This window comes from Flavobacterium sp. 22659 (assembly GCF_052044235.1).
GTDB lineage: Bacteria > Bacteroidota > Bacteroidia > Flavobacteriales > Flavobacteriaceae > Flavobacterium > Flavobacterium johnsoniae.
Window position 1 is genome coordinate 65,083 of the sequence record NZ_JBQEMU010000010.1, and the last position, 21,685, is coordinate 86,767.

The following is a 21,685-nucleotide window of genomic DNA, read 5'->3' on the forward strand; positions in this document are numbered from 1 at the left end:
TTTTAAGAATCCTCATCATTTACTTGATGAGGATTTTTTGTTTTATAGCTGTTTTGGATTTGTTGCCGATAGCTGTTGTGAAAATATTCTCCTAAGATCAATTACTCTCTTTGTGTTTTACATTGTTTTTCTCCTTTAGTTTTATTGTTTTTGAATTTAGAACAAGAAATATCACCCTTTTTAATTTAGCGTCTGAAAAGTCATTATTTGTTGTTTTTGCGTTTTGCGATAGTTTGATTATTTCAAGTTCATTAAAAATCATTTTAATTATTGATAAATTTGTTTCATAATCATTCATGATATGAAACAGCTTATTGATGCTATTAATAGTTTTCAGAAATTAGACGATGAAACAGAACAAGCAATAAAGAAATATTTCGTTATTGAAAAATTTAAAAACCCTCAAAATATAATCTTCACTCTTTTTGAGATTTGCTACATTTGGAGTAGGATATAAATTCTATCAAGTATTATATTTATTATAAAAACTTTCTGGATATTAATTTAAAGTGAAATGAAATGTCAAAAAGTGTAGAAAACCCAAAAGTTGATTTCTTTTTTGATAAAGCTGATAAATGGCAGCAAGAGTTAAATTTAATGAGAACAATTTCTCTTGAATGCCAGTTAACCGAAGAATTAAAATGGGGAGTTCCATGTTATACTTTTCAAAATGCTAATATTGTTTTAATTCATTCTTTTAAAGAATATTGTGCTTTTTTGTTTTTCAAAGGAGCTTTGTTAAAAGATACTGACCGTATTTTGATTCAACAATCTGAAAATGTCCAGACAGCACGTCAAATACGATTTACAAATCTTCAGGAAGTAATTGATTTGAAAGCGGTTTTAAAAACTTACATTTATCAGGCTGTAGAAGTTGAAAAAGCAGGTTTGAAAGTGGAGTTGAAAAAAACATCAGAATTTGAAGTTGCTGAGGAATTCCAAAAGAAACTGAATGAAATGCCAAATCTCCAAAAAGCTTTTTATGCTTTAACTCCCGGAAGACAAAGAGCCTATTTACTTCATTTTTCTCAGCCAAAACAGTCTAAAACCAGAGAATCGAGAGTAGAAAAGAATATTCCAAATATATTAGACGGCAAAGGACTTAATGATTAGTAAAAGATACAGCCGTGTTTTTAAAATTATTTGTGATAACATAAAATAAAGAAAGATGAGTCAAACAAATAAATTGTCATCAGAACAACAGGAATCATTATTGAATGTTTTAGAAAAACGTTTTGAAAATAATAAACATCGTCATCAAAATATTGAGTGGGAAAAAGTTCTGTTAAAACTAAAAGCTAATCCTGAAAAACTTTGGTCTCTTGACGAAATGGAAAGAACTGAAGGCGAGCCGGATGTTGTAGGTTTTGATGAAAAAACAAATGAATATATCTTTTATGATTGTGCTGCAGAAAGCCCAAAAGGCCGCAGAAGTATTTGTTACGATCACGAAGCATTAGAAAAAAGAAAAGAAAATAAGCCCAAAGACAGTGCCATAAATATGGCAAAGGAAATGGGAATTCAAATTTTGAATGAAGAAGAATATCGAAACCTTCAAAAACTTGGAAAATTTGATACAAAAACTTCAAGCTGGATTTTAACTCCTGTAAATATTAGAAAACTTGGCGGTGCGATTTTTTCAGATTTTCGTTATGATACTGTTTTTGTGTATCATAATGGTGCCGATTCGTATTATGCCGCAAGAGGTTTTCGCGGTTCATTAAAAGTTTAAGATTAAATAAAAACATGATATTAGCCTTCGATACATATTATTTTGATAATAAAGCAAAAACAGTCTGCCTTGAATTTGAGAATTGGAATGAAGATAAAAACTTTAAAGTTCATACCGAGATAATTGATAATGTTTCAGAATATATTCCGGGAGAATTCTATAAAAGAGAACTTCCGTGTATTCTTAGTTTGTTAAATCAAATCGATTTAAAAAATATCGAAGCGATTATCGTTGATGGATTTGTGTATTTAGATGATGATAAAAAATACGGTTTAGGCGGCCATTTATATGAAAAACTAAATAAAGAGATTCCTATTATTGGTGTAGCCAAAACTAATTTTGCGAGTATCGAAAAAGATAAAAAAGCTTTGCTGAGAGGCGACAGTGCAAAACCATTATTCATAACTTCTATAGGAATTGATTTGGAAGAAGCTTTTCAAAAAGTTGAAAGTATGGCGGGTGAATTCAGAATGCCGACTTTATTGAAAGAGTTAGACCGACTCACAAAAGAATAAATTATTTTCCTAATCGTCTTTTTGGCTAATCAATTGTCCAAATTGGCTAAAAACAGCTTCAGGCTTCGGCTGATCTTTGCATTATAATTTTAAAACAATTAAAAATGCAAAAGACAATTTTTATTACAGGAGCTTCGACTGGTTTAGGAAAATCAACAGCAAAATTATTTCAAAGCAAAGGCTGGCAGGTAATTGCCACAATGCGAAATCCTGAAAAGGAAACAGAATTAACTTCATTAGAAAACGTAATTGTATTACCGCTTGACGTTACAAATTCAGAACTAATTACAGAAACAATAAAAAGCATTACAGAAAAATATTCTGTAGATGTTGTATTAAATAATGCCGGTTACGGGTTGATTGGTGCTTTAGAATCTTTAAGCGAAATTCAAATCGAACGCCAGATTGTTACCAATCTATTTGGAGTTATTAGAATTTCAAAAGCTTTTACACCGCATTTTCGTGAGAAAAAAAGCGGTACTTTTATAAATGTTACTTCTACTTTTGGTTTAATTGGATTTCCAACTTGTTCTATTTACAGCGCAACTAAATTTGGTGTCGATGGTTTTTCAGAAAGTCTGGCATCAGAATTAACTCAATTTGGAATTCAGGTTAAAGTTGTTGCTCCCGGCGGCATGAAAACCGATTTTGCAATTCGCTCTATGGAAGTAGGTCAGCACCAAGCGTATGAAAAATTAACCGCAGAAGTTAGTAAAGGTTACAGCGCCGAACAATTAGAGAATTATACAAAAGCAGAAGATGTTGCTCAAATTATATATGAAGCAGCGACAGATAATAAAAATCAATTGCGATATATTGCCGGAAATGATGCAAATGCTTTATACAATGAAAGATTGAAAAATGGTGCTGAAGCCCAGGTTCAAAATATTAAAGCAATGTTTACTTTTTAATTTAAAATAAGATGAAAAATCAAGCAATAGAATTAACGACTTTTAAATTAAATGGTTTTACAATGCAGCAATTTATTGAAGCCAATGCAGCAATCGATGAATTTTTAAAACTTCAAAAAGGATTTCGTTCCAGAACCATTTTTGAATTGAAAAAAGGAATAGTTTACGATATGTTAGTTTGGGACAGTGCAGCAGAAGGCACAGATGCGATGCATAAATTAATGACAGAACTCAGCGATTCTGTTGTACATGACATGATTGACCAAAGTACTGTGAGCTGGAACATTGCGCCAGTCGAACATTTTATAAATTTGTGAGATGAAAAATCAACCTAAAATATTTCATTCGATATCAGAACTTCATAAAGCGATGGGACAGCCAAAACCTATGCATCCGCTTATTAGTATCTTGAATTATGGCGAAGCAGTATTTGACCCAAAAGATTTTGAAAACGGAATTATTTTAGATTTTTATAAAATCTCTTTTAAAACTCATTTTTCGGGAAAGCTTCGATATGGACATGGTTTTTATGATTTCGAGGAAGGCGGCATGTCATTTGTTTCACCGGGACAAATTTTAAAAATGCAGGAAGAAGAGGCGGATTACAGCGGCATGTCATTAAATATTCATCCTGATTTTATACGGCCTTATACATTAAATGCTAATATTAAAAAGTATGGATACTTTTCATATACAGCATCGGAGGCTTTGTATTTATCAGAAAATGAAAAAGAAACTATTTTAGGAGTTTTTGCTAATATTCAAAATGAATTAAAAGAACGAATTGATACTTTTAGTCAGGACGTTCTTATCTCGCAGATCGAACTTTTACTTAATTACAGTAATCGATTTTATAACAGGCAGTTTATTACCCGAAAAGCAGTTAACAATGATGTGCTTTCAAAACTGGAAATTTTACTGGAAGATTATTTTAATAACGAAAAAACGCTTGAAAATGGTTTGCCAACCGTTCAGTTTGTGGCCGATGAATTAGGTTTGTCTGCCAGATATTTAAGCGATCTGCTTCGGAATCTTTCGGGACAAAATACACAGCAGTTTATTCATGATAAATTGATAGAAAAAGCAAAAGATTATATCATGAAAGGAACTTTTTCAATGTCTGAGATTGCCTATAAACTAGGTTTTGAACATCCGCAGTCCTTCAATAAATTATTCAAGAAAAAAACGAATTTAAGTCCAATCGCATTTCAGGAACAATTCAATAAAAATTAAATTATGGCATCAATAAATTTTGAACAGCTCAAAGAACGTTCTTTAGAAATAAGAAAGCGTTATCACGAATTAGAATTATCGCATCACGGAAGCGAATGGACAATAGAAGAAGATGCATTGGCATTTTTGACAGATGCCGGCTTAATTGGCCGTAACGTAATGTCGCAGCAGGGAAGATGGCCAAAAGGAAACACAGAACAGGAACTCAAACATAAATTAGGAGAATCCATTTGGTGGCTTACGGTTTTGGCCGAAAGAATGAATATTGATATTGAAAAAGCCACGGAAGATTTTTTAGCCAGTACCGAAAATTTACTGGGAAAATAACTTTTATGTTTTGAATCGTTTTTGCCAAATGGCAAATTCTGCACCAATAACTTTGATTAACTTGCCTCTATGAAAGAATTTATAGATTATATATTGCAATTTGGGACTTTAAATCAGCATCAGCTGGATTTAATTGCAAGTAAAACAACTGTATTGGAACTTCAGAAAGATGAATATTTTTCAGAAGCCGGAAAAATTGCCCAGCAGGTTGGTTTTGTTTTAGAAGGAATTACCCGCGTTTGTTATTACAATAACAAAGGCGAGGAAATTACCAAATATTTTATCGACGAAAATAATCTGGTTGTTGATATGGAAAGTTTCGATAATGATATTTGTTCCAATGCTTATGTGCAGGCGATAACAGATTGTAAATTGCTGGTTTTTTCTAAAAAAGACTGGAAAGAACTGTTAGAAACAATAATTGGCTGGGATGCCATTGTACACAGAATTATTTCGAAAGCATTGAGACAAAAAGTAGAAAGAAGAAGTCCGCTGGTTTCAGAAGATGCTACTACGCGTTATTTAATGTTTTTAAAAATCTATCCCAACGTTATCAATCGCATTCCGTTATCTTATGTGGCATCTTATTTAGGAATTACACAATCGTCTTTAAGCAGAATTAGAAAAAACATTCGTTAAACTGCTTTTTGCCAAATGGCAAATGATTCCATTTTTAAAGTAACCAACTTTGTATTATAATTTTAAAACAATTTAAAAATGAAATCAGTATTAATAACAGGAGCAAATAGAAGCATAGGATTAGAAATAACAAAACAGCTTTCAAAACAGGGATTGTTTGTGTATTTAGGAAGCCGTGATCTTGACAAAGGAAACGAAATTGTAAAAGAATTAAACAAAGATGGTTTTCAAAATATAAAAGCGATTCAAATTGATGTTACCAATCCGGATTCAATTTTGACAGCAAAAAATATTGTAGAAAGTGAGCAGGGAAAATTAGATATCCTAATCAACAATGCAGGAATAAGCGGCGGCCAGTTTCCTCAAACTGCTTCAGACACCAGTGTTAAAGACATTAAAAATGTATTTGAAACTAACTTTTTTGGTGTTATAAGCGTTACTCAGGCTTTTTTGGAATTGCTTAAAAAATCAGACAGTCCAAGAATCAGTAATATTACTTCAGGACTTGGTTCTTTAACTCTGCATAGTGATCCATCATGGAAATATTACGATTTTAAATCGGCGGCTTATGGAACTTCAAAAACAGCATTAAATGCATATACCATTGTACTGGCTTATGAACTAAAAGATTTATCTTTTAAAGTAAATGCAATCGATCCGGGTTATACGGCAACAGACTTCAATCATCATAGTGGTCCCGGGACTGTAGAAAGTGCAGCATCTTTTATTATCAAACATACATTAACTAATGAAAATGGACCAACGGGACAATTTTTCAGCAATGATATTGAAGATGAAACTGGGGTAAGTCCTTGGTAAAAAGTTCTAATTGATAAAAAAAGACTCCAATAATCTATTGGAGTCTTTTTTTTAAATCTGAATTAATGTCTTTTATAAAAAAATTAAATGAACTTTTTACTCATATTTTAAGTATTTCAAAACATCCGTTTTGGCTGCTGCATAAGCTCTTGATAATACAATTAATAAAGTCAGAACCATTAAAATTGTAAACCCAAGAATAAACGGAAATACGCTTATCTCAATTCTGAATGCAAAGTTGTCAAGCCATTTTTTTAGAAAATAGTAAACGGGAAACAATGCAGTTAAAAATCCAATTATGCAGTAAAAGACATACTGTTTAGATAATTCTTTAAGCAAAGTATTCGTTTCGGCACCCAGTGTTTTTCTAATCGCAATTTCTTTCATTCGTCTTTGTATAGAATATGATGCAAGAGAAAATAAACCAAATAGTGCAATTAGAATTACTACAATATTAAGCAGTGAAAACAAATTCTTTTGCTTGGTGTAAGTTTCATAAGTTCTTGCATATTGTTTGTCTACAAAATCATATTGAAAAGGATATTCAGTATCTACTTTTGTTTTCCAGAAATCCTCAATAGAAGAAATCGTATTTTGGATATTATCTGATTTTAATTTTATATAAACCGTATTGATTTCTCCCGCCATATCCAAACTTTTGATATGATAAAAAGTCATTGGCAAAACGGCAGATTCAGGACTTAGCAAATTGAAATCCTTAACAATACCAATGATTTTCATGGGCTGATTACCAATTCTAATTTCAGTATTAATGGGATCTTTAATGTTCATCAGTTTTAAGGCTGTTTCATTTATTAAAACAGAACTGGTAGTGTCAGAAGCTATTTTTTTATCGAAATCCCTTCCTTTTATTATTTTTATTTTCATTAAATCCAGCATTCCATAATCTAATCCAATTGCTTTTTGTTTAAAAAGTTCGTCTTTATACCAAATTGGCGCTAAAGAAGTATCATTTCCGTCAAAGGAAACTAAACCCGTAGAAACTTTATCAACACCTTTTATCTTAGATAGTTCTTCTTTGATGGCAGTGTATCGGCTGAAAATCTTTTTGCCAATTTCATCTCCTTCATAATAAGATGACGGAAAATTTAATGAAACGGCTAATACCTGACTGCCTTTAAAACCCAAATCTTTATTAGTTAAATATTGTATTTGTTCATAGACGATATTGGAGCCAATAATAAAGAAGGCCGCAATCGCAAATTGAAAAATCAACATTCCGTTGCGAAGCCAAATACCATTTTTACTTCTTTCAAAATTGCCTTTTAATACTTTTATAGTTTCAAAATTAGATACATACAGTGCCGGGAATATACCAGCGGTTAAAATGGTGAGAATAAAAATAAGAATCAATTGCAGATAAAACTGACTGCCAATGATCATTAAATTCTTATCCAGAAAATTATTGTAATAAGGCAGAGTAAGTTCTACAATTACCAAAGCAAGCAAAATAGAGAAACTGCAAATTAAAACTGTTTCAAAAATAAATTGTAGCACAATATCGTTTTTTGATGCTCCAAGAATTTTTCTAATTCCAACTTCTTTGGCTCGTTTAATGGCATTTGCGGTTGCCATGTTAATGTAATTCACTATTGATAAAATAAGAATAAGCACAGATAATCCTGCCATTATCCATAAAAACTGGTAATTTCCCCTTCCTTCTGGATAGCCGTCAGCGATTGAATGTAGTCTTGCATCAGAAAGCGGCTCTAGAAAAATTTTAAAATGACCAATCTTTTTCTCTATTTCGGCAGGTGTCATTCCCGCTTCTTTTGAACTTTTTACAATGATTTCATCATAATAAACCTTTTCTAACATTCTTTTAGTCACATCAATTTTCGAAGGATCTTTAATTTTTAAAAGAATTTTTAAAACAAAAAGACCTCGGTTTTTATTAATATCAACTAAATCCTTCATGTTATTGACAACCACATTAGGCATAATTGAAGAATTATCAGGAACTCGATAAACAGCACGAACTGTATACATAGCAGAAAGGCAATTGATTTGTTTTCCAATTGGGTTTTCATTGCCAAATATTCTTTTTGAAATGTCTTCGGAAATTGCAATACTCGAACCGTCTTTTAATGCTGAAGCGGCATTGCCATGAATTATTTTAAAAGGAAAAAGAGAAAAGAAATCACTTTCGACATTGATAATTTTATTTACCGTCTCTTTTTTTCCTTTATAAGTGATTTTGTCTTTTTTATACCAATTATCAGCATAAACAATATTTTCAACATTAGGATCATTTTCTAAACATGCTTTTAACCGAACTGAATTTTCAGCCACGGCAGGCATATCACTTAATTGAACCAAAACCTGATAAACATTATCCTTTTCAGGATTCCATTTATTATAACTATGTTCGTCGTTCCAATAGAGCAGGGCAAAAATAAGCCCTGCAATTCCTATTGATAATCCTAAAATATTTAATGTAGAAAATAGTTTATTGTGTTTTAACTGGTAAATAAATATATTGATATAGTTTAGTATCATAGTTTTTTAGGAAGTTAGTTTGCTGAAAAATCAAAAGCTGTAATGATTATTCATATTTAAGATATTTCAAAACATCAACTTTAGTTGCCTGATACGCTCTGGAAAGAACTACCAATAAAGTCAAAACCAGTAAAGCTGTAAATCCAATTAAAAACGGATAAATGGAAATCGTAATTCTGTACGAGAAATTCTCCAGCCATTTATTTAGCAGATAATAAGCAGGAAATAAAGCAATTAAAAAACCAACTGCACTAAAAAGAATATATTGTTTACAGAGTTCTTTTAATAGTACATTGGTTTCTGCACCCAGTGTTTTTCGAATTGCGATTTCTTTCATTCGTCTTTCTATAGAATAAGATGCAAGAGCAAATAATCCTAAAAGCGCAATTGTGATAACAATGATATTTAATAAAGAAAAAAGATTTTTTTGTTTTACATAACTGCTGAATGATCTTTTGTATTGTTTATCAACAAAATCGTATACAAAAGGATAATCCGGATCTACTTTTTTGATCCAAAGATTTTCTATACCAGCTATAGTTTGCTGCATAGTTTTAGGATCGGCAGTGATGTAAATATTATTTAAGTTTGCTGTAAACCAAGGCACAGTTTTAAAATGGAAAAAAGACATTGGAGGAATTGGTTCTCCAGGGTTTCCTACATTAAAATCTTTTACAACTCCAACAATAATGGCATCTAGTCCGTTCCAGTGTACTTTTTTGCCTATCGGATCTTTTTCATTTAATAATTTTAGAGCTGTTTCATTAATTAACATTGAAGAAATGGTATCCTGAGCAAATTCTGGATTGAAAGAACGTCCTTTTACAATTTTAATTTTCATCATTTCCAGCAGTCCAAAATCGATTGGCATATTACTGCCGTCAATATTTAGATCTTTATAGTGATAAGAAATTACAGACCTTGCTCCATTTCCTAAAACAAAACCGGCGCTCGAAACCTGCTGAACTCCTTTTATATGCTGCAATTGGTTTTTAATAATACTGTATCGTTCAAAACGGTCTTTATTAGTTATTCCTTCGCCATAGATATTTCGGTATGAAATATTAAGAATCTGTTTGCCGTTAAAACCCAAATCTTTCGAGTTCATAAGATCTATTTGTTCGTATACAACATAAGATCCAACAATAAAGAAGGCAGCTACTGCAAATTGAAAAATAAGCATACCGTTTCTAAGCCAGACACCGCTTTTGCTTCTACCAAAATTCCCCTTCAATACTTTTAGCGATTCAAAATTAGAAACATAAACAGCCGGAAATATCCCTGCCAGTATTACAGTAATAACGAATATAACCACAAGCTGTAAATAAAACTGACTGCTTTGCAATGCAAGAGATTTTTCTAAAAAAGCATTGTAATAAGGCAGAGAAAGTTCTACAATAACTAGCGATATTAAAATGGAAAGCAAAGCGATTACTGCGGTTTCAAAAATAAATTGTTTGACAATAGCTGTTTTTGAAGCGCCGATAATTTTGCGCACTCCAACTTCTTTGGCTCTTTTTACAGCATTTGCCGTAGCTGAATTGACATAATTTACAATGGATAAGATTAAAATTAAAACCGATAACCCAACCATGATAAGCAGAAATTGATAATTACCTTTAGGTTCTGCCAAACCGCCGGTTTTGGTATGCAGGCGAATAGACGACAACGATTCTAAACATGGTTTTACTTCGCCATATTTCTTAATAAATTCTTCTGGTGAAATACCTTGATTTTTAGCATAACGAGAAGTCATATTCTCAAAATATATTTTTTGAAGATTTTGAGTTACTCGTTTTTGCTCACTCGGATTTTTTAGTTTTAATAACAGTACAAATTGAAAATCACCCCAGGCCTGAGCGTTTCCTTTTAATCGTTCATCCATAAAGTTAACCACACAGGACGGGTTATAAGCTGATTTTTTATCGAGTTTGTAAACACCTGTTACGATTAGGTTTTTACCTTTCAGCACAACTTGTTTGCCCAAAGCAGTTTCGTTTCCAAAAAGCTGAGCCGCCAAATCTTGAGATAAACAAATACTGTTTATATCTGGTAATGCAGTTTTTGAATTTCCTTCGATAAATGAATAAGGGAAATACTCAAAGAAGTTTTTTTGCGCCGCAATTATTTTATCTGACTGTACTTTTTTGTTATTAAAACGAATGATTTCATTGTCGTAATCACCGCTCAAATAACAGTAAGATGCTACTTCAGGATTTATCTCTTTTATGGCAGGTCCTATTGGTGCCGAACTTGATGCCCAGTATGTAGTCGCGTCCATTTGGTTCGCAACTAAAAAGATATTGTCTTTGTTAGGATTCCATTGATCGTAACTTTGTTCATCGTTCCAATATAAAATCGCAAAAATTAAACCTGCGATTCCAATACTCAAACCTAAAACATTCAAAGCTGTAAAAAGCTTATTGTTTTTGATGTGGTATATAAATATGTTGATCCAGTTTTTAAGCATGATCCTAATTTTTAGAAGTTACCAAAACATCAACATTTTTATGATTTAATTTCTCTGAAAGAATAACACCGTCTTTCATTAAAATTGTTTTCTGAGAAAATGAAGCATCATAATCAGAATGTGTAACCATCAAAATTGTAGAACCGCTTGCATGAAGATCTGTTAATAATTCCATTACCTCATTTCCGTTTTTGCTATCCAGATTTCCTGTAGGCTCATCGGCCAGAATAATTTTAGGGCTAGTGATTAAAGCCCTTGCAACGGCCACACGCTGCTGCTGACCTCCAGAAAGCTGCTGCGGAAAATGTTTCAAACGATGTGAAATACCCAATATATTAGCTATATCTTCTACCTTTTTCTTTCTTTCAAAAGCATGAATTTTATTGTAAAGCAATGGTAATTCGATATTATCATAAACAGATAATTCATCTATTAAATTAAAATTCTGAAATATAAAACCGATATTCTTTTTTCTGGCTTTTGATTTCAGGTTCTCTTTTAGTCCAACCATTTCCTGATCGAGTAAGGTATAACTTCCGTCAGTAGCACTGTCTAAAAGTCCTATAATGTTTAATAAAGTAGATTTCCCGCTTCCCGACGGCCCCATTATCGATACAAAATCGCCTTCGTTTATGGTTAATGAAACTTCACTTAAAGCTTTTGTTTCTATTTCTTCTGTTCTAAAAATTTTTGAAAGATTTTTGATGGTAATCATAATTGATTTTTTAAAATTTGATTGATGTTCGTTTTTTGATCTTCAGAAGTAAAAGAAACACAGTCGGAAAATTAAGATAATTAATAATACGGCTGATAGATATTTATTTTGTTATTTTTACCTCTGAAAGACTTTAATAATTAATGATTTACGAGTAGAAATGTGATTTTCGTGCCAAGAAATTAAATCTTGTAACTGCTTAATTTTTAAAATTTTATTTTTTCAAAAAAAATCACAATGTCCATAATTGGACACTTTTTGTCCAAAACTGAACAATAATGAAAAAAACAAACGCTTCAATTTTAATCATCGACGATCAGGAAGATATTCTTTTTGCCTCAAAAGTATATCTGAAAAAGTATTTTGAGAACATTCATACCTTAAATAATCCGAAAAAAATAGTCGAATTACTATCTCAAAACAGCATTGATGTTGTTTTGCTCGACATGAATTACAGGATAGGTTTTGAAGATGGAAGGGAAGGACTCTATTTATTAAAAGAAATAAAAACGCTTTCGCCAAAAACAGTTGTAATTTTAATGACAGCTTTTGGAAAAGTAGAAACCGCAGTTGAAGGATTAAAAGCGGGCGCTTTTGATTATATCTTAAAGCCCTGGGAAAACAAAAAACTATTAGAATCTGTAAAGCAGGCGGTAGACAAATCCCGTAAAGAACAAAAAAAGAACAAAGAGATTGAAAACGAAAACGACTTTTTTGTTGGAACTTCTGAAATTATAAAAAAAGCCTATTCACTTGCCGATAAAGTTGCCAAAACCGATGCAAATGTTTTGATTTTGGGAGAAAACGGAACTGGGAAATTTGTTTTGGCGCATCATATTTACAGTCAGTCCGAAAGAAAAAACAATCCGTTTATTGCCGTCGATTTGGGTTCTTTGAATTCGAATATTTTCGAAAGCGAATTGTTTGGTTATGCTAAAGGCGCTTTTACCGATGCCAAAATAGATACACCGGGACGTTTTGAAATGGCGCAGAACGGCACTATTTTTTTAGATGAAATAGGAAACGTGCCATTGCATTTGCAGTCAAAATTATTACAGGTTATTCAAACCAAAACCGTAACCAGATTAGGAGAAACAAAAGCAAGACCTTTAAATGTGCGAATTATTACGGCGACCAATTTGAATTTGAAACTGGAAGTTGCCGATAAAAATTTTAGAGAAGATTTGTATTACCGAATCAATACAATGGAAATAGTTTTGCCTCCGTTAAGAGAGAGAAACGAAGATAAAATTCCGCTGGCAGAATATCTTCTGGAAAAAATGAGGGATAAATACGGAAGAGGTGAAATTACTTTTGACAAAAAGGTATTAGAACAAATTGAAAATCATGCCTGGAACGGAAATATCCGCGAAATGGAAAATAAAATTGAACGCGCCGTTATTCTTTGCGAAAACAATAAAATCACCGTTTCAGATCTGGATTTAGAAATCATAACGCCTTATGATGAAAACCCCGACGATATTCAGCTTTCGTCTGTAGAAAAAGCGGCGATCGAAAAAGCACTGATTAAACATAATAACAATATCAGCAAAACAGCCGAAGAGCTGGGTTTGTCAAGAGGTTCGTTGTACAGACGTTTAGAGAAATATAATATCAATATTAATTAGTATGTTTAAAACGCTGCAAACCTATAAACTGCTTTTTTTTCGATTACTGGCTATTATTGCAGCGATCGAAATTTCGATTTATTTCTTTAAAATCGGTTTGTTTTTTACGGGCATATTTGGCTTTTTTATTGTTTTTCTGCTCATTCGCGAAATGTATTTTTATGTTCGAAATTTTGTTTTGATTTACAATAAAACTATTGCTTCGATACTTCAGGATGATTTTTCATCAGATTTTAAAAAGCATAAAGAGAATAGTAATTACAATGACTTGTTTCAATTGTACGATACTTTGAAGAACAGGCAGAACGAACAAATTTCAAAAGATATTATTTACCGTTCTATTTTAAACAACATCGAAACCGGAATTATCATTTTACAAAAACACGATAATGACTGGGATATATTTTTGATGAACGATTATTTTTCTTCTCATTTTAATGTGCCCAAAGTTTCAAAATGGAAATATCTTAAAAATCAGCTGCCATCACTTTGTGAAATTATCGAAGTTGACGATTTTCACGAAATAAAAACATCTGTAGAAATCAGCATCAACGAACAAAATAACCAGACTTTTGTTTTGCAGGCTTCAAGAACTGAGATTTTCGAACGTGATTATTATATCGTTTTGTTAGATTCGATCCAGAATGTTGTCGAGAAAAAAGAAAAAGATGCCTGGGTAAATTTGATGAAAGTAATTTCACATGAGCTTTTAAATTCTATAACGCCCATTCGTTCTATTTGTCAAAACCTGCAGGATTTGGTAGAACAAGATTCGCTTTCGGCAGAAGATCTGGAAGATATTAAAAACAGCGTCGAAACCATGTTAAGGCGAAGTGACCATTTACAGAAATTTGTTGAAGGTTATCGAAAACTGGCGATGCTTCCTTCTCCTAAAAAAGAAAAAACAGAATTAAAGGATTTGATTGATAATTGTCTTCAAATCATGAATCCGTTGTTTAAAAAAGACGGCATTGAAGTAGAGAATTTAATCTCTTTAAAACGCCTGATAAATGTTGATGCGCAGCAAACCGAACAAGTTATCATTAACCTTTTGACAAATTCGATAAACGCTTTAAAAAATACCAGCAAGAAAAAGATTTTAATTTCGGCGGAAGCCAAAGAAAACAGAATCTTCATTAAAATAACCGATAACGGTAATGGGATTGAAAAAGAAATTGAAAATAAAATTTTCCTGCCTTTTTTTACTACCCGAAATGAAGGCGCCGGAATTGGTTTAACGCTTTCCAAAAACATCATAGAAGCACACGGCGGTTATATTTCATTTAAAACCGAGAATGAAAAAACGGTTTTTGAGATTTGTTTGGTTGAAGGATAAGATTTTTGAGTTTAGTTTTAATAAAGATATTTCTTATATATTAGCAAGATAAATACTTTTTTTATGAGATAAGAAAAGTAGAATAACAACCAAAAACAAATAAACCACCATTTTAACAGCCGTATAAACAGGATGAAGAACAGATTTTTACTTGCATTCTTATTTTTGACAATTTTTGCATTTGGGCAAAAAACAACTTTTAAAATTAAATATTCTGAACAATTAGCGGTTTTTATTTTCTTGCAGAATCTCTCTGAAAATTATCCTGATAATGTTTTTAAAACCGAATTTCAGAAATCAAAATACAATACGGATAAATACAAAAACGTAATTTCAAAATTCGAAAAACTAAGAATTGACTACAGTTATAGGTTTGAAGAATTTCCGTATGGATCAAAGAAAACAATGCAGACAGAAGATATCCTCAAAAAAAATCTAATCGAGACTGGAGATTTAGGAAGTTTTAAAATTCGTTCTGTTGGGATTATTCCAAATAAAACCTTGATTGATTTGGCAGAAAGCATTTCAGAATTTACGCCAATTTACAACGAACTCATTTATAATCCGAATAAAGAAAAGTTTGAAAAACAATTGGAAGAAATTACAAAATATTCCAATGAACATCAGATAGAAAACTACTTTAATACAGGATTGGTATTTTATAACTCAAGCTGGGATAATGCAATTCCGTTTGAAATTGCTTTTTATCCGCTCCCAAATTCTAAAGGTTTTACAGCGCAGGCGTTTTGTAACAATTTTATCAGCGCGATACAAACAGATCTAAAATCCTATAAAGATTTATTCAGCGTAATGCTTCACGAAACCTATCATATTATTTATGATGAACAATCGCTTGAGGTAAAAACTCAAATCGATACTTATTTTAAAGAAAATAAATCGAAATGCAGTAATTATGCTTATCAATTAATGAATGAAGTTTTGGCAACGGCTTTAGGCAATGGCTATGTTTATGGGCAGTTAGACGGAAAAATGGATACTTACGATTGGTACAACAAAAAGTATATAAATCTTATGGCCAAGCAGATTTATCCATTAGTTAAAGAATATATTGATGAGAAAAAGCCAATGGATAAAAATTTCATTGATAATTATATTCAGGCTTATGAAGTAAATTTTCCAAATTGGATCAATGAACTGGATAATATCATGACTTACAGATATGTGATTTCTGAAAACGAAAAAGATTTTGATGTCATAAATAAAATGTTTCGTTATCGTTCCAGAACACAATATGAAGATCAAATAACAGAAACCAGTATTGAGAAAATGCAGGAAACACCATTGACAAAAGTGATCATAATTTCTAAAAACAATTCTCAAAAGCTAAAACTAATAAAAAGTAAATTTAAGGAATTAAAAAAATGGCAGTTTAAAGCAGACAAGGAGTTTGCAGAAAAAATCCTTCTCGACGACAAAAGCCAGTTGATTGTAATAAATCAAAAAGAATCTACACTTGAATCTCTTATTAAAACCATAAAATGAAAAAAGTAAATAGTTTTTTAGTATCAGTGATCTGCATTTGTTTTTCATCTGCAACGGCATTTGCTCAATTAACATCGCAGCAAATTGATGTTTTGATGGAATCTGCCCTGAAAAAGTTTAAAGTGGCAGGCGCATCAATTGCTGTTGTTAAAGATGGAAAAATAATTCACTTAAAAGGATATGGAGTTGGTTCTGTAGAAACAAAAAAAGCAGTAAATGAAAATACTAATTTTCAAATTGCCTCAAACAGTAAAGCTTTTACCACAGCAGCGCTTTCTATTTTAGAAGATGAAGGAAAAATAAAATGGACCGATAAAGTAAGAGATTATCTCCCGGAGTTTAAAATGTATAACGATTATGTAACCGAAAATTTCAACATACAGGATTTATTGACTCATCGGAGCGGACTAGGTTTAGGAGTGGGGGATTTGATGTTTTTTCCTGATGGGTCTAATTTTACCATTAAAGATGTCTTGACGAGTTTTCAGTATTTTAAACCCGTTTCGGCTTTTAGAACCAAATTTGATTATGATAATTTGCTTTATATCGTAGCAGGAGAAGTAATTGCAAGGGTAAGCGGTATGAGTTATGAAGAATTTGTACAAAAAAGAATCATTACTCCTTTGCAAATGAATAATACGTTTGTGGGAAGCAGTTTGATAAAGGACAAATCTAATTTTGCGGTTTCACATTCATCTGAATCCGGAACGATAAAAACAATTGACGGTTTTGGAGATCAAATGAATGCTGCTGCGGGCGGTATATTTTCTAATGCTTCAGATATGGCAAAATGGATGATTGTTCGTTTGAATAAAGGCCAATATGGAGAAGACCCAAAAACAACACTTTTTTCTTTAAAAAACCATAAAGAAATGTGGAGAATCCACACGGTTCAGGAATCAGATGAAAACTCAAGATATAATTTTCATTTTAACGGATATGGTTTGGGCTGGCAGGTATCTGATGAAAAAGGAAATTTAAAAGTATCGCATACCGGAGGTCTGCCGGGAATGCTTTCTATTGTAACCATGTATCCGGATCTCAATTTAGGGATTGTAGTTTTAACCAATACTGAAAATGGCGGAGCAGGACTTTTTTCAGCAGTTTCTAATACGATTTCAGACAGTTATTTAGGTTTAGACGATTTTGGCTGGACAGATAAATTAGTAGAATGGATGAAGGAAGATAGAAATACAGGTGACGATGTAACCAAAAAAGTCTGGGAAAAAGTTAAGCTGTCAAAAAATGTAAAAATAAAAAACGAAGACTTTATAGGTGTTTATGCAGACAAATGGTTTGGCGAAATTGAAGTATTTGAAAAGAACAAACAATTATGGTTCAAATCCTACCGTTCGCCTAAATTAAATGGGCCGATGGCTTTTTATAATGCTAATACATTTGCTGTAAAATGGGAATATCAAGCTATGAATTGCGATGCATTAGCCATGTTTTCTCTGGATGAAAACGGTAAAGCTCAATCTATTAAAATGAAAGGCATTTCTCCAAATATCGATTTTAGTTTTGACTTTCAGGATTTAGATTTAATAAGAGTTAGATAAATATATTAGATAAGATAAAAAAGCTGGTATATTTGTAACAATAAAGTATAGACTATGCTCTATGCTTTATTGTTTTTCATTTAAAAATAAAACTATGCTTATAAACGAATTATCAAAAAGAACAGGATTGTCAATCCATACGATTAGATATTACGAGAATTTAGGAATGATCAAAGGATTGACTGATGAAAAGGTGGTGTCGAATAACTATAAACATTACGATGGTAATACTATTGAACGTTTAGAAATCATTATAGAAGCAAGAGAAGTAGGTTTTACTTTAGCAGAAATAAAAAAGATATTGACCAGCTGGTTCGAAAGTACAGATTCTAAACCAGAAACACTTGAGCTTTTTAAGGCTAAGATTAAAGAGATCGATAATAAAATAAAATATTTTAAACAGACTAGGTCACTTCTTGAGAAAGTTTGTGAGAAACTGCAGAATGATGAATGTTGAGGTTGATAGCATAAAAAACTCCATTAGAAATAATGGAGTTTTTTTATGCTTTTAAAAGGTTATTTTCCTTTTACTATTTTTTCGAGATATTCAACTTTATCTTTTTCTGTCTGGATCAAACGTTCATAAAGTTTTTCTTTTTCTTGATAAAGTTCTACAACTTTATCAAGCGGATTAAAAGTAGGTTGAACATTAATTGAATTAATTGTTGAACTATCGTGACTAGTATTGGTAAAAGTATTGTTTATGATGTTCAATACCATATCATCACAATAATTTTTAATAGCCTCTGCGGTTACTCCAAGTGCTTTTGCAACTTCAGCTAGTCTTGTGTCGTCTATAGTTTCGCTGTTTTCAATAGCAGAAATTGTTTGCTGACTAATGCCTAAAGCTTGCGCCAAAGCTTCCTGTTTCATGTCGCGAAGTTCACGAATACGGCTAATATTTCTTCCTATGTGTTTTGGTCTTGATAGTGTGCTCATAATTCAAAGATAATAATTAAGTATAATAAACCGGAACTGTAAAAAACAGATTTTAAATGTATGTTACAGTTGTTCTTTGGGAGCGGTAAACAAAAATACAATTTTTCTGATAAGTATTTTTAAACCGAAACACTTTTACTCTGTCTTATTTCTGTCAATAAGATTTGCCATATTAGAATTAAACAACGGAAGATTTTCATCTAAAGAAGAAAAGAAATCAAGATCGGCGTTTTCTACTTCAATAAGACCTTTTTGCAAAATTGTTTCGCCTGTATTCGTTAATCGAATGGTTTTTGCTCTTGTATCAGTTTCATGTTCGTGTCTTGTAATAAAACCTTTGTCTTCCAGCGTTCGCAATACTTTTGAAACCATCATTCTGTCGGCATTACTCTGGTTCGCAATATCAATTTGTGTTACAGAATCGCTTTTTTTTGAAAGCCAGCCTAAAGCAGCCAGCAGCACAAATTGAGTCTGCGTTAAATCCAGCGGATCTAAAACTTTTTTTAGTTTGCGCTGCCAAAGCATGGTTAGCTGTCCAAGTAAATATCCGGGACTGTCTTTTGGACTTTTAAAATGAAAATTAATTTCCTTAGCCATAATAATGTTGAAGCATTTTTGTCAATATTAAAAATCAAGTTTATTGGTTTCAAAGATAGCCATCAGAACCTTTAGTAAATTGGATAACGGAAATTTTTTCTTCCTTAATCTGTTTCTAAAATTACTGATATTTACTTTTATTTTGTCTCTAAAAAAGTAAGTTTATAACCGTCAAGATCTTTTACATGAAAAGCTCTTCCAAACGGAGTATCTATAATTGGTCCCGCCGTTGTTATTCCGTTTTCGATGTATTTCTCTTTTAGTTCGTCTACATTTTCGTTAACAGCAAACCAAAGCGCTACGCCAATTCCTAATTCTCGATCTTCTAAAGGTTCAAGTGGAGTACGAATAGCAAAACTTGCTTTTCCTTCGTCGTATTTAAAAATACAAGCCTGCGGATTAGTATTTCCAACTTCAAACCCTAATTTCTTTTCGTAGAAGTCTTTTGATGCTTCTAAATTTTTTACCTGTAGTGATGCAAATGTAAGTTCTCTCATTTTTTTCTAAAATTAAATTGTTGTCGCAAATATAGTATATGCGACAACAATATGCAAATAGTTTTGATTTTTTTAAAATTACACAATCTTGTTATTTTGAATGAAGGGAGAAATCGCACAATCTTAGCCAATTCTCATAAGAATTTTACAAAGTGATATTATGCCTTTTTCTTGCAGTTAATATTGTATGAATGTCAACTTCGGTTTCTGATTTCCTATATTCTACTTTGAATGTTTGAATTTCTTCAAATTTATTTTCAAAAATTGAGCTTTATAAAAAGTAGATCGTAAAGCTACAAATCGAATATGTTTCTTACCGATTTGCAGCTACTATGGTAAATCACTGTTAATAGTAGTTTTAATTATAATACTCTGATATTGTAATAATTGTGCTTTTTTCTTTTTCTGAAATTTCTATCCCTTCAGAAATTAAATTATCTTCTGGATCATCATCTTCAAATTCCAAAAAAAATGATGATTTACTATTATCAATTTTTTTAAATTGACCTTCAATAAGCTTGTTGCAATAATTATTAAATTTAAATTTACAGGCTACATCGTTAATTTTTCTTATCAAAGTACTGTCTAATTCTTTATTTTGGTAGATATTGGTTTTAATTTCTACTGAACTGACAAAATGGGTACAGCCGCCTTTATACACAGTTAGAGTATCATTATTATAGATTAATGTTGCTTTGTTAGTTTTTGAATCCCAAACATATTTTTTGATTTCAAGTTCACTCAGCCATTCTTCAGTTATTTTTTTGTAATTGTCATCAAATACACAATCAGAATCGTTTTCTAATTCATCATCATCTATTTTAACAACCGAATCGGATTTAATATTTTTAATTATAACATTTTCTGTTTTTGTCTTTTTTTCTGTACAAGAAAGACTTATAATTAATATCAATACAGAATAGAATGTTTTTTTCATAAAATAACTCTTAAATAGGATATATGTTTTTAATGATGTTAGACTTATTTACATCAAAATTGGGTTGGTAAGTCTAAAGAATGTTGGTATTTTTTTGTTTTAAAAATAGAACTTTTATTTGATAAAACTTCAAGCGTGTCTCTTATCTGTTTAATGCTTTTTCCTGCTCGCGCATAAAAGAGGAATCGCATGATTTTAAGGTTTTAGATGTTTTTTGAATAAGCATAAAAAAAAGTCCTAATTTTCATTAGGACTTTTTTGTGGGGAGAGCAGGATTCGAACCTGCGAAGTTCACACAGCAGATTTACAGTCTGCCCTCGTTGGCCGCTTGAGTATCTCCCCAAATATGAGGTTGGATTTATAATCCTTGAACATTCGCAAAAGCGTAAAAAAAACTCCTTAATTTCTTAAGGAGTTTCTTGGTGGGCGATGATAGCTTGTTCCGATTTTTCATCGGAAGGTTCGAACCCCCGGCCACTTCCGATGAAAAATCGGAATGCTCTGAACCAGCTGAGCTAATCTTTATCATCAATTAATTTCTGAATTTGAATTCTGCTTTTCCAAGATTTAATTTGTAATTCTCTTTTATGTGCAAGTTCTTTTTTTTCGTAATTTTCAGTATAAATAACTCTCCAGTCATTTACATTTCCAGAAAAACCTTTGCTTTTTTGATTATGACGAATAAGCCTTTTTTCTAAATTAGAAGTAAATCCAATATAAAATTTATTCTTGCTTTCGCTAAATAAGATATAAACAATAAAATTCATGAAATGTATATAAAGCAAAAAACTCCAAAATCATAAGACTT

At 31.6% G+C, this 21,685-nt stretch carries 22 protein-coding genes and 2 tRNA genes; 14 read left to right on the forward strand and 10 right to left on the reverse strand.

The features are described from left to right. Positions 1-519 precede the first annotated feature (519 nt). The 9 genes from ACTJIW_RS11980 (at position 520) to ACTJIW_RS12020 (ending at position 6,176) form a co-directional block, all read left to right on the forward strand. A complete protein-coding gene (locus ACTJIW_RS11980) occupies positions 520-1,113 on the forward strand; it encodes a DUF1801 domain-containing protein (RefSeq protein ID WP_121360030.1) in 594 nt (197 codons plus the stop codon). Positions 1,114-1,168: 55 nt separating this feature from the next. Next, positions 1,169-1,732: a DUF4256 domain-containing protein gene (locus tag ACTJIW_RS11985; protein WP_121360031.1), complete on the forward strand. Its 564-nt coding sequence runs from the start codon at positions 1,169-1,171 to the stop codon at positions 1,730-1,732. 14 nt (positions 1,733-1,746) lie between these two features. Continuing rightward, entirely contained in the window at positions 1,747-2,247 is a 501-nt protein-coding gene (locus ACTJIW_RS11990; protein WP_149206176.1) for an endonuclease V, read from the forward strand. A 104-nt stretch (positions 2,248-2,351) separates the two neighbouring features. Continuing rightward, positions 2,352-3,158 carry an SDR family oxidoreductase gene (locus ACTJIW_RS11995; protein ID WP_149206177.1) on the forward strand — a complete coding sequence of 269 codons (807 nt, stop codon included), beginning with the start codon at positions 2,352-2,354 and terminating at the stop codon, positions 3,156-3,158. A gap of 11 nt (positions 3,159-3,169) precedes the next feature. Then, the gene (locus ACTJIW_RS12000; RefSeq protein ID WP_440715264.1) at positions 3,170-3,475 is read left to right on the forward strand and encodes a hypothetical protein; all 306 of its coding nucleotides are present in this window, start codon (positions 3,170-3,172) and stop codon (positions 3,473-3,475) included. Between the two features lies 1 nt (position 3,476). After that, entirely contained in the window at positions 3,477-4,391 is a 915-nt protein-coding gene (locus tag ACTJIW_RS12005; RefSeq protein WP_440715265.1) for a helix-turn-helix domain-containing protein, read from the forward strand. Positions 4,392-4,394: 3 nt separating this feature from the next. Further along, positions 4,395-4,718 carry a MazG-like protein gene (locus tag ACTJIW_RS12010; RefSeq protein ID WP_440715266.1) on the forward strand — a complete coding sequence of 108 codons (324 nt, stop codon included), beginning with the start codon at positions 4,395-4,397 and terminating at the stop codon, positions 4,716-4,718. Positions 4,719-4,787: 69 nt separating this feature from the next. Then, positions 4,788-5,357 carry a Crp/Fnr family transcriptional regulator gene (locus tag ACTJIW_RS12015; RefSeq protein WP_012022567.1) on the forward strand — a complete coding sequence of 190 codons (570 nt, stop codon included), beginning with the start codon at positions 4,788-4,790 and terminating at the stop codon, positions 5,355-5,357. A gap of 78 nt (positions 5,358-5,435) precedes the next feature. After that, positions 5,436-6,176 carry an SDR family oxidoreductase gene (locus ACTJIW_RS12020; RefSeq protein ID WP_440715267.1) on the forward strand — a complete coding sequence of 247 codons (741 nt, stop codon included), beginning with the start codon at positions 5,436-5,438 and terminating at the stop codon, positions 6,174-6,176. 96 nt (positions 6,177-6,272) lie between these two features. On the opposite strand, the gene ACTJIW_RS12025 is transcribed toward ACTJIW_RS12020, so the two are convergent. Genes ACTJIW_RS12025 through ACTJIW_RS12035 form a run of 3 tightly spaced genes read right to left on the reverse strand, consistent with a single transcriptional unit; the run spans position 6,273 to position 11,881 of the window. Then, a complete protein-coding gene (locus ACTJIW_RS12025) occupies positions 6,273-8,696 on the reverse strand; it encodes an ABC transporter permease (RefSeq protein ID WP_440715268.1) in 2,424 nt (807 codons plus the stop codon). 46 nt (positions 8,697-8,742) lie between these two features. Then, complete coding sequence (locus tag ACTJIW_RS12030; protein ID WP_440715269.1) at positions 8,743-11,166, reverse strand: ABC transporter permease; 2,424 nt, start codon at positions 11,164-11,166, stop codon at positions 8,743-8,745. 4 nt (positions 11,167-11,170) lie between these two features. Continuing rightward, positions 11,171-11,881 carry an ABC transporter ATP-binding protein gene (locus tag ACTJIW_RS12035; protein WP_440715270.1) on the reverse strand — a complete coding sequence of 237 codons (711 nt, stop codon included), beginning with the start codon at positions 11,879-11,881 and terminating at the stop codon, positions 11,171-11,173. A 278-nt stretch (positions 11,882-12,159) separates the two neighbouring features. Between ACTJIW_RS12035 and ACTJIW_RS12040 the strand changes: the two genes are divergently transcribed. The 5 genes from ACTJIW_RS12040 to ACTJIW_RS12060 all read left to right on the forward strand — a co-directional run bounded on the left by ACTJIW_RS12040 (position 12,160) and on the right by ACTJIW_RS12060 (position 18,364). Continuing rightward, entirely contained in the window at positions 12,160-13,509 is a 1,350-nt protein-coding gene (locus ACTJIW_RS12040; protein WP_440715271.1) for a sigma-54-dependent transcriptional regulator, read from the forward strand. A gap of 1 nt (position 13,510) precedes the next feature. After that, entirely contained in the window at positions 13,511-14,845 is a 1,335-nt protein-coding gene (locus tag ACTJIW_RS12045; RefSeq protein ID WP_440715272.1) for a sensor histidine kinase, read from the forward strand. Between the two features lie 132 nt (positions 14,846-14,977). Further along, complete coding sequence (locus ACTJIW_RS12050; RefSeq protein ID WP_440715273.1) at positions 14,978-16,348, forward strand: hypothetical protein; 1,371 nt, start codon at positions 14,978-14,980, stop codon at positions 16,346-16,348. Beyond that, entirely contained in the window at positions 16,345-17,907 is a 1,563-nt protein-coding gene (locus ACTJIW_RS12055) for a serine hydrolase (RefSeq protein ID WP_440715274.1), read from the forward strand. The genes ACTJIW_RS12050 and ACTJIW_RS12055 overlap by 4 nt, the downstream gene beginning before the upstream one ends. A gap of 94 nt (positions 17,908-18,001) precedes the next feature. Beyond that, positions 18,002-18,364, forward strand: coding sequence for a MerR family transcriptional regulator (locus ACTJIW_RS12060; protein ID WP_440715275.1), 363 nt, complete (start codon positions 18,002-18,004; stop codon positions 18,362-18,364). Positions 18,365-18,423: 59 nt separating this feature from the next. Here ACTJIW_RS12060 and ACTJIW_RS12065 read toward each other — a convergent pair whose 3' ends face one another. The 7 genes from ACTJIW_RS12065 to ACTJIW_RS12095 form a co-directional block, all read right to left on the reverse strand. Next, positions 18,424-18,846, reverse strand: coding sequence for a helix-turn-helix domain-containing protein (locus ACTJIW_RS12065; protein ID WP_440715276.1), 423 nt, complete (start codon positions 18,844-18,846; stop codon positions 18,424-18,426). 135 nt (positions 18,847-18,981) lie between these two features. Beyond that, a complete protein-coding gene (locus ACTJIW_RS12070) occupies positions 18,982-19,443 on the reverse strand; it encodes a MarR family winged helix-turn-helix transcriptional regulator (protein ID WP_440715277.1) in 462 nt (153 codons plus the stop codon). Between the two features lie 137 nt (positions 19,444-19,580). Beyond that, positions 19,581-19,940, reverse strand: a complete 360-nt coding sequence (locus ACTJIW_RS12075; RefSeq protein ID WP_440715278.1) for a VOC family protein — start codon at positions 19,938-19,940, stop codon at positions 19,581-19,583. Between the two features lie 358 nt (positions 19,941-20,298). Next, complete coding sequence (locus ACTJIW_RS12080) at positions 20,299-20,877, reverse strand: hypothetical protein (RefSeq protein ID WP_440715279.1); 579 nt, start codon at positions 20,875-20,877, stop codon at positions 20,299-20,301. Between the two features lie 261 nt (positions 20,878-21,138). Next, positions 21,139-21,219 (reverse strand) — tRNA-Tyr (locus tag ACTJIW_RS12085). 113 nt (positions 21,220-21,332) lie between these two features. Next, positions 21,333-21,394, reverse strand: a tRNA-Lys gene (locus ACTJIW_RS12090). Continuing rightward, positions 21,393-21,644, reverse strand: a complete 252-nt coding sequence (locus tag ACTJIW_RS12095) for a GIY-YIG nuclease family protein (protein ID WP_440715280.1) — start codon at positions 21,642-21,644, stop codon at positions 21,393-21,395. The genes ACTJIW_RS12090 and ACTJIW_RS12095 overlap by 2 nt, the downstream gene beginning before the upstream one ends. Positions 21,645-21,685: the final 41 nt, after the last annotated feature.

Excerpts from the sequence above, each read along its gene's own strand:
- ACTJIW_RS12010 (WP_440715266.1), top strand. The coding sequence starts at position 4,395 with ATGGCATCAATAAATTTTGAACAGCTCAAAGAACGTTCTTTAGAAATA.
- ACTJIW_RS12035 (WP_440715270.1), bottom strand. The coding sequence starts at position 11,881 with ATGATTACCATCAAAAATCTTTCAAAAATTTTTAGAACAGAAGAAATA.
- ACTJIW_RS12040 (WP_440715271.1), top strand. The coding sequence starts at position 12,160 with ATGAAAAAAACAAACGCTTCAATTTTAATCATCGACGATCAGGAAGAT.
- ACTJIW_RS11985 (WP_121360031.1), top strand. The coding sequence starts at position 1,169 with ATGAGTCAAACAAATAAATTGTCATCAGAACAACAGGAATCATTATTG.
- ACTJIW_RS11990 (WP_149206176.1), top strand. The coding sequence starts at position 1,747 with ATGATATTAGCCTTCGATACATATTATTTTGATAATAAAGCAAAAACA.
- ACTJIW_RS12045 (WP_440715272.1), top strand. The coding sequence starts at position 13,511 with ATGTTTAAAACGCTGCAAACCTATAAACTGCTTTTTTTTCGATTACTG.
- ACTJIW_RS12000 (WP_440715264.1), top strand. The coding sequence starts at position 3,170 with ATGAAAAATCAAGCAATAGAATTAACGACTTTTAAATTAAATGGTTTT.
- ACTJIW_RS12065 (WP_440715276.1), bottom strand. The coding sequence starts at position 18,846 with ATGAGCACACTATCAAGACCAAAACACATAGGAAGAAATATTAGCCGT.
- ACTJIW_RS12055 (WP_440715274.1), top strand. The coding sequence starts at position 16,345 with ATGAAAAAAGTAAATAGTTTTTTAGTATCAGTGATCTGCATTTGTTTT.
- ACTJIW_RS12075 (WP_440715278.1), bottom strand. The coding sequence starts at position 19,940 with ATGAGAGAACTTACATTTGCATCACTACAGGTAAAAAATTTAGAAGCA.
- ACTJIW_RS12025 (WP_440715268.1), bottom strand. The coding sequence starts at position 8,696 with ATGATACTAAACTATATCAATATATTTATTTACCAGTTAAAACACAAT.
- ACTJIW_RS12015 (WP_012022567.1), top strand. The coding sequence starts at position 4,788 with ATGAAAGAATTTATAGATTATATATTGCAATTTGGGACTTTAAATCAG.
- ACTJIW_RS11980 (WP_121360030.1), top strand. The coding sequence starts at position 520 with ATGTCAAAAAGTGTAGAAAACCCAAAAGTTGATTTCTTTTTTGATAAA.
- ACTJIW_RS12020 (WP_440715267.1), top strand. The coding sequence starts at position 5,436 with ATGAAATCAGTATTAATAACAGGAGCAAATAGAAGCATAGGATTAGAA.
- ACTJIW_RS12030 (WP_440715269.1), bottom strand. The coding sequence starts at position 11,166 with ATGCTTAAAAACTGGATCAACATATTTATATACCACATCAAAAACAAT.
- ACTJIW_RS11995 (WP_149206177.1), top strand. The coding sequence starts at position 2,352 with ATGCAAAAGACAATTTTTATTACAGGAGCTTCGACTGGTTTAGGAAAA.
- ACTJIW_RS12095 (WP_440715280.1), bottom strand. The coding sequence starts at position 21,644 with ATGAATTTTATTGTTTATATCTTATTTAGCGAAAGCAAGAATAAATTT.
- ACTJIW_RS12080 (WP_440715279.1), bottom strand. The coding sequence starts at position 20,877 with ATGAAAAAAACATTCTATTCTGTATTGATATTAATTATAAGTCTTTCT.
- ACTJIW_RS12005 (WP_440715265.1), top strand. The coding sequence starts at position 3,477 with ATGAAAAATCAACCTAAAATATTTCATTCGATATCAGAACTTCATAAA.
- ACTJIW_RS12070 (WP_440715277.1), bottom strand. The coding sequence starts at position 19,443 with ATGGCTAAGGAAATTAATTTTCATTTTAAAAGTCCAAAAGACAGTCCC.
- ACTJIW_RS12060 (WP_440715275.1), top strand. The coding sequence starts at position 18,002 with ATGCTTATAAACGAATTATCAAAAAGAACAGGATTGTCAATCCATACG.
- ACTJIW_RS12050 (WP_440715273.1), top strand. The coding sequence starts at position 14,978 with ATGAAGAACAGATTTTTACTTGCATTCTTATTTTTGACAATTTTTGCA.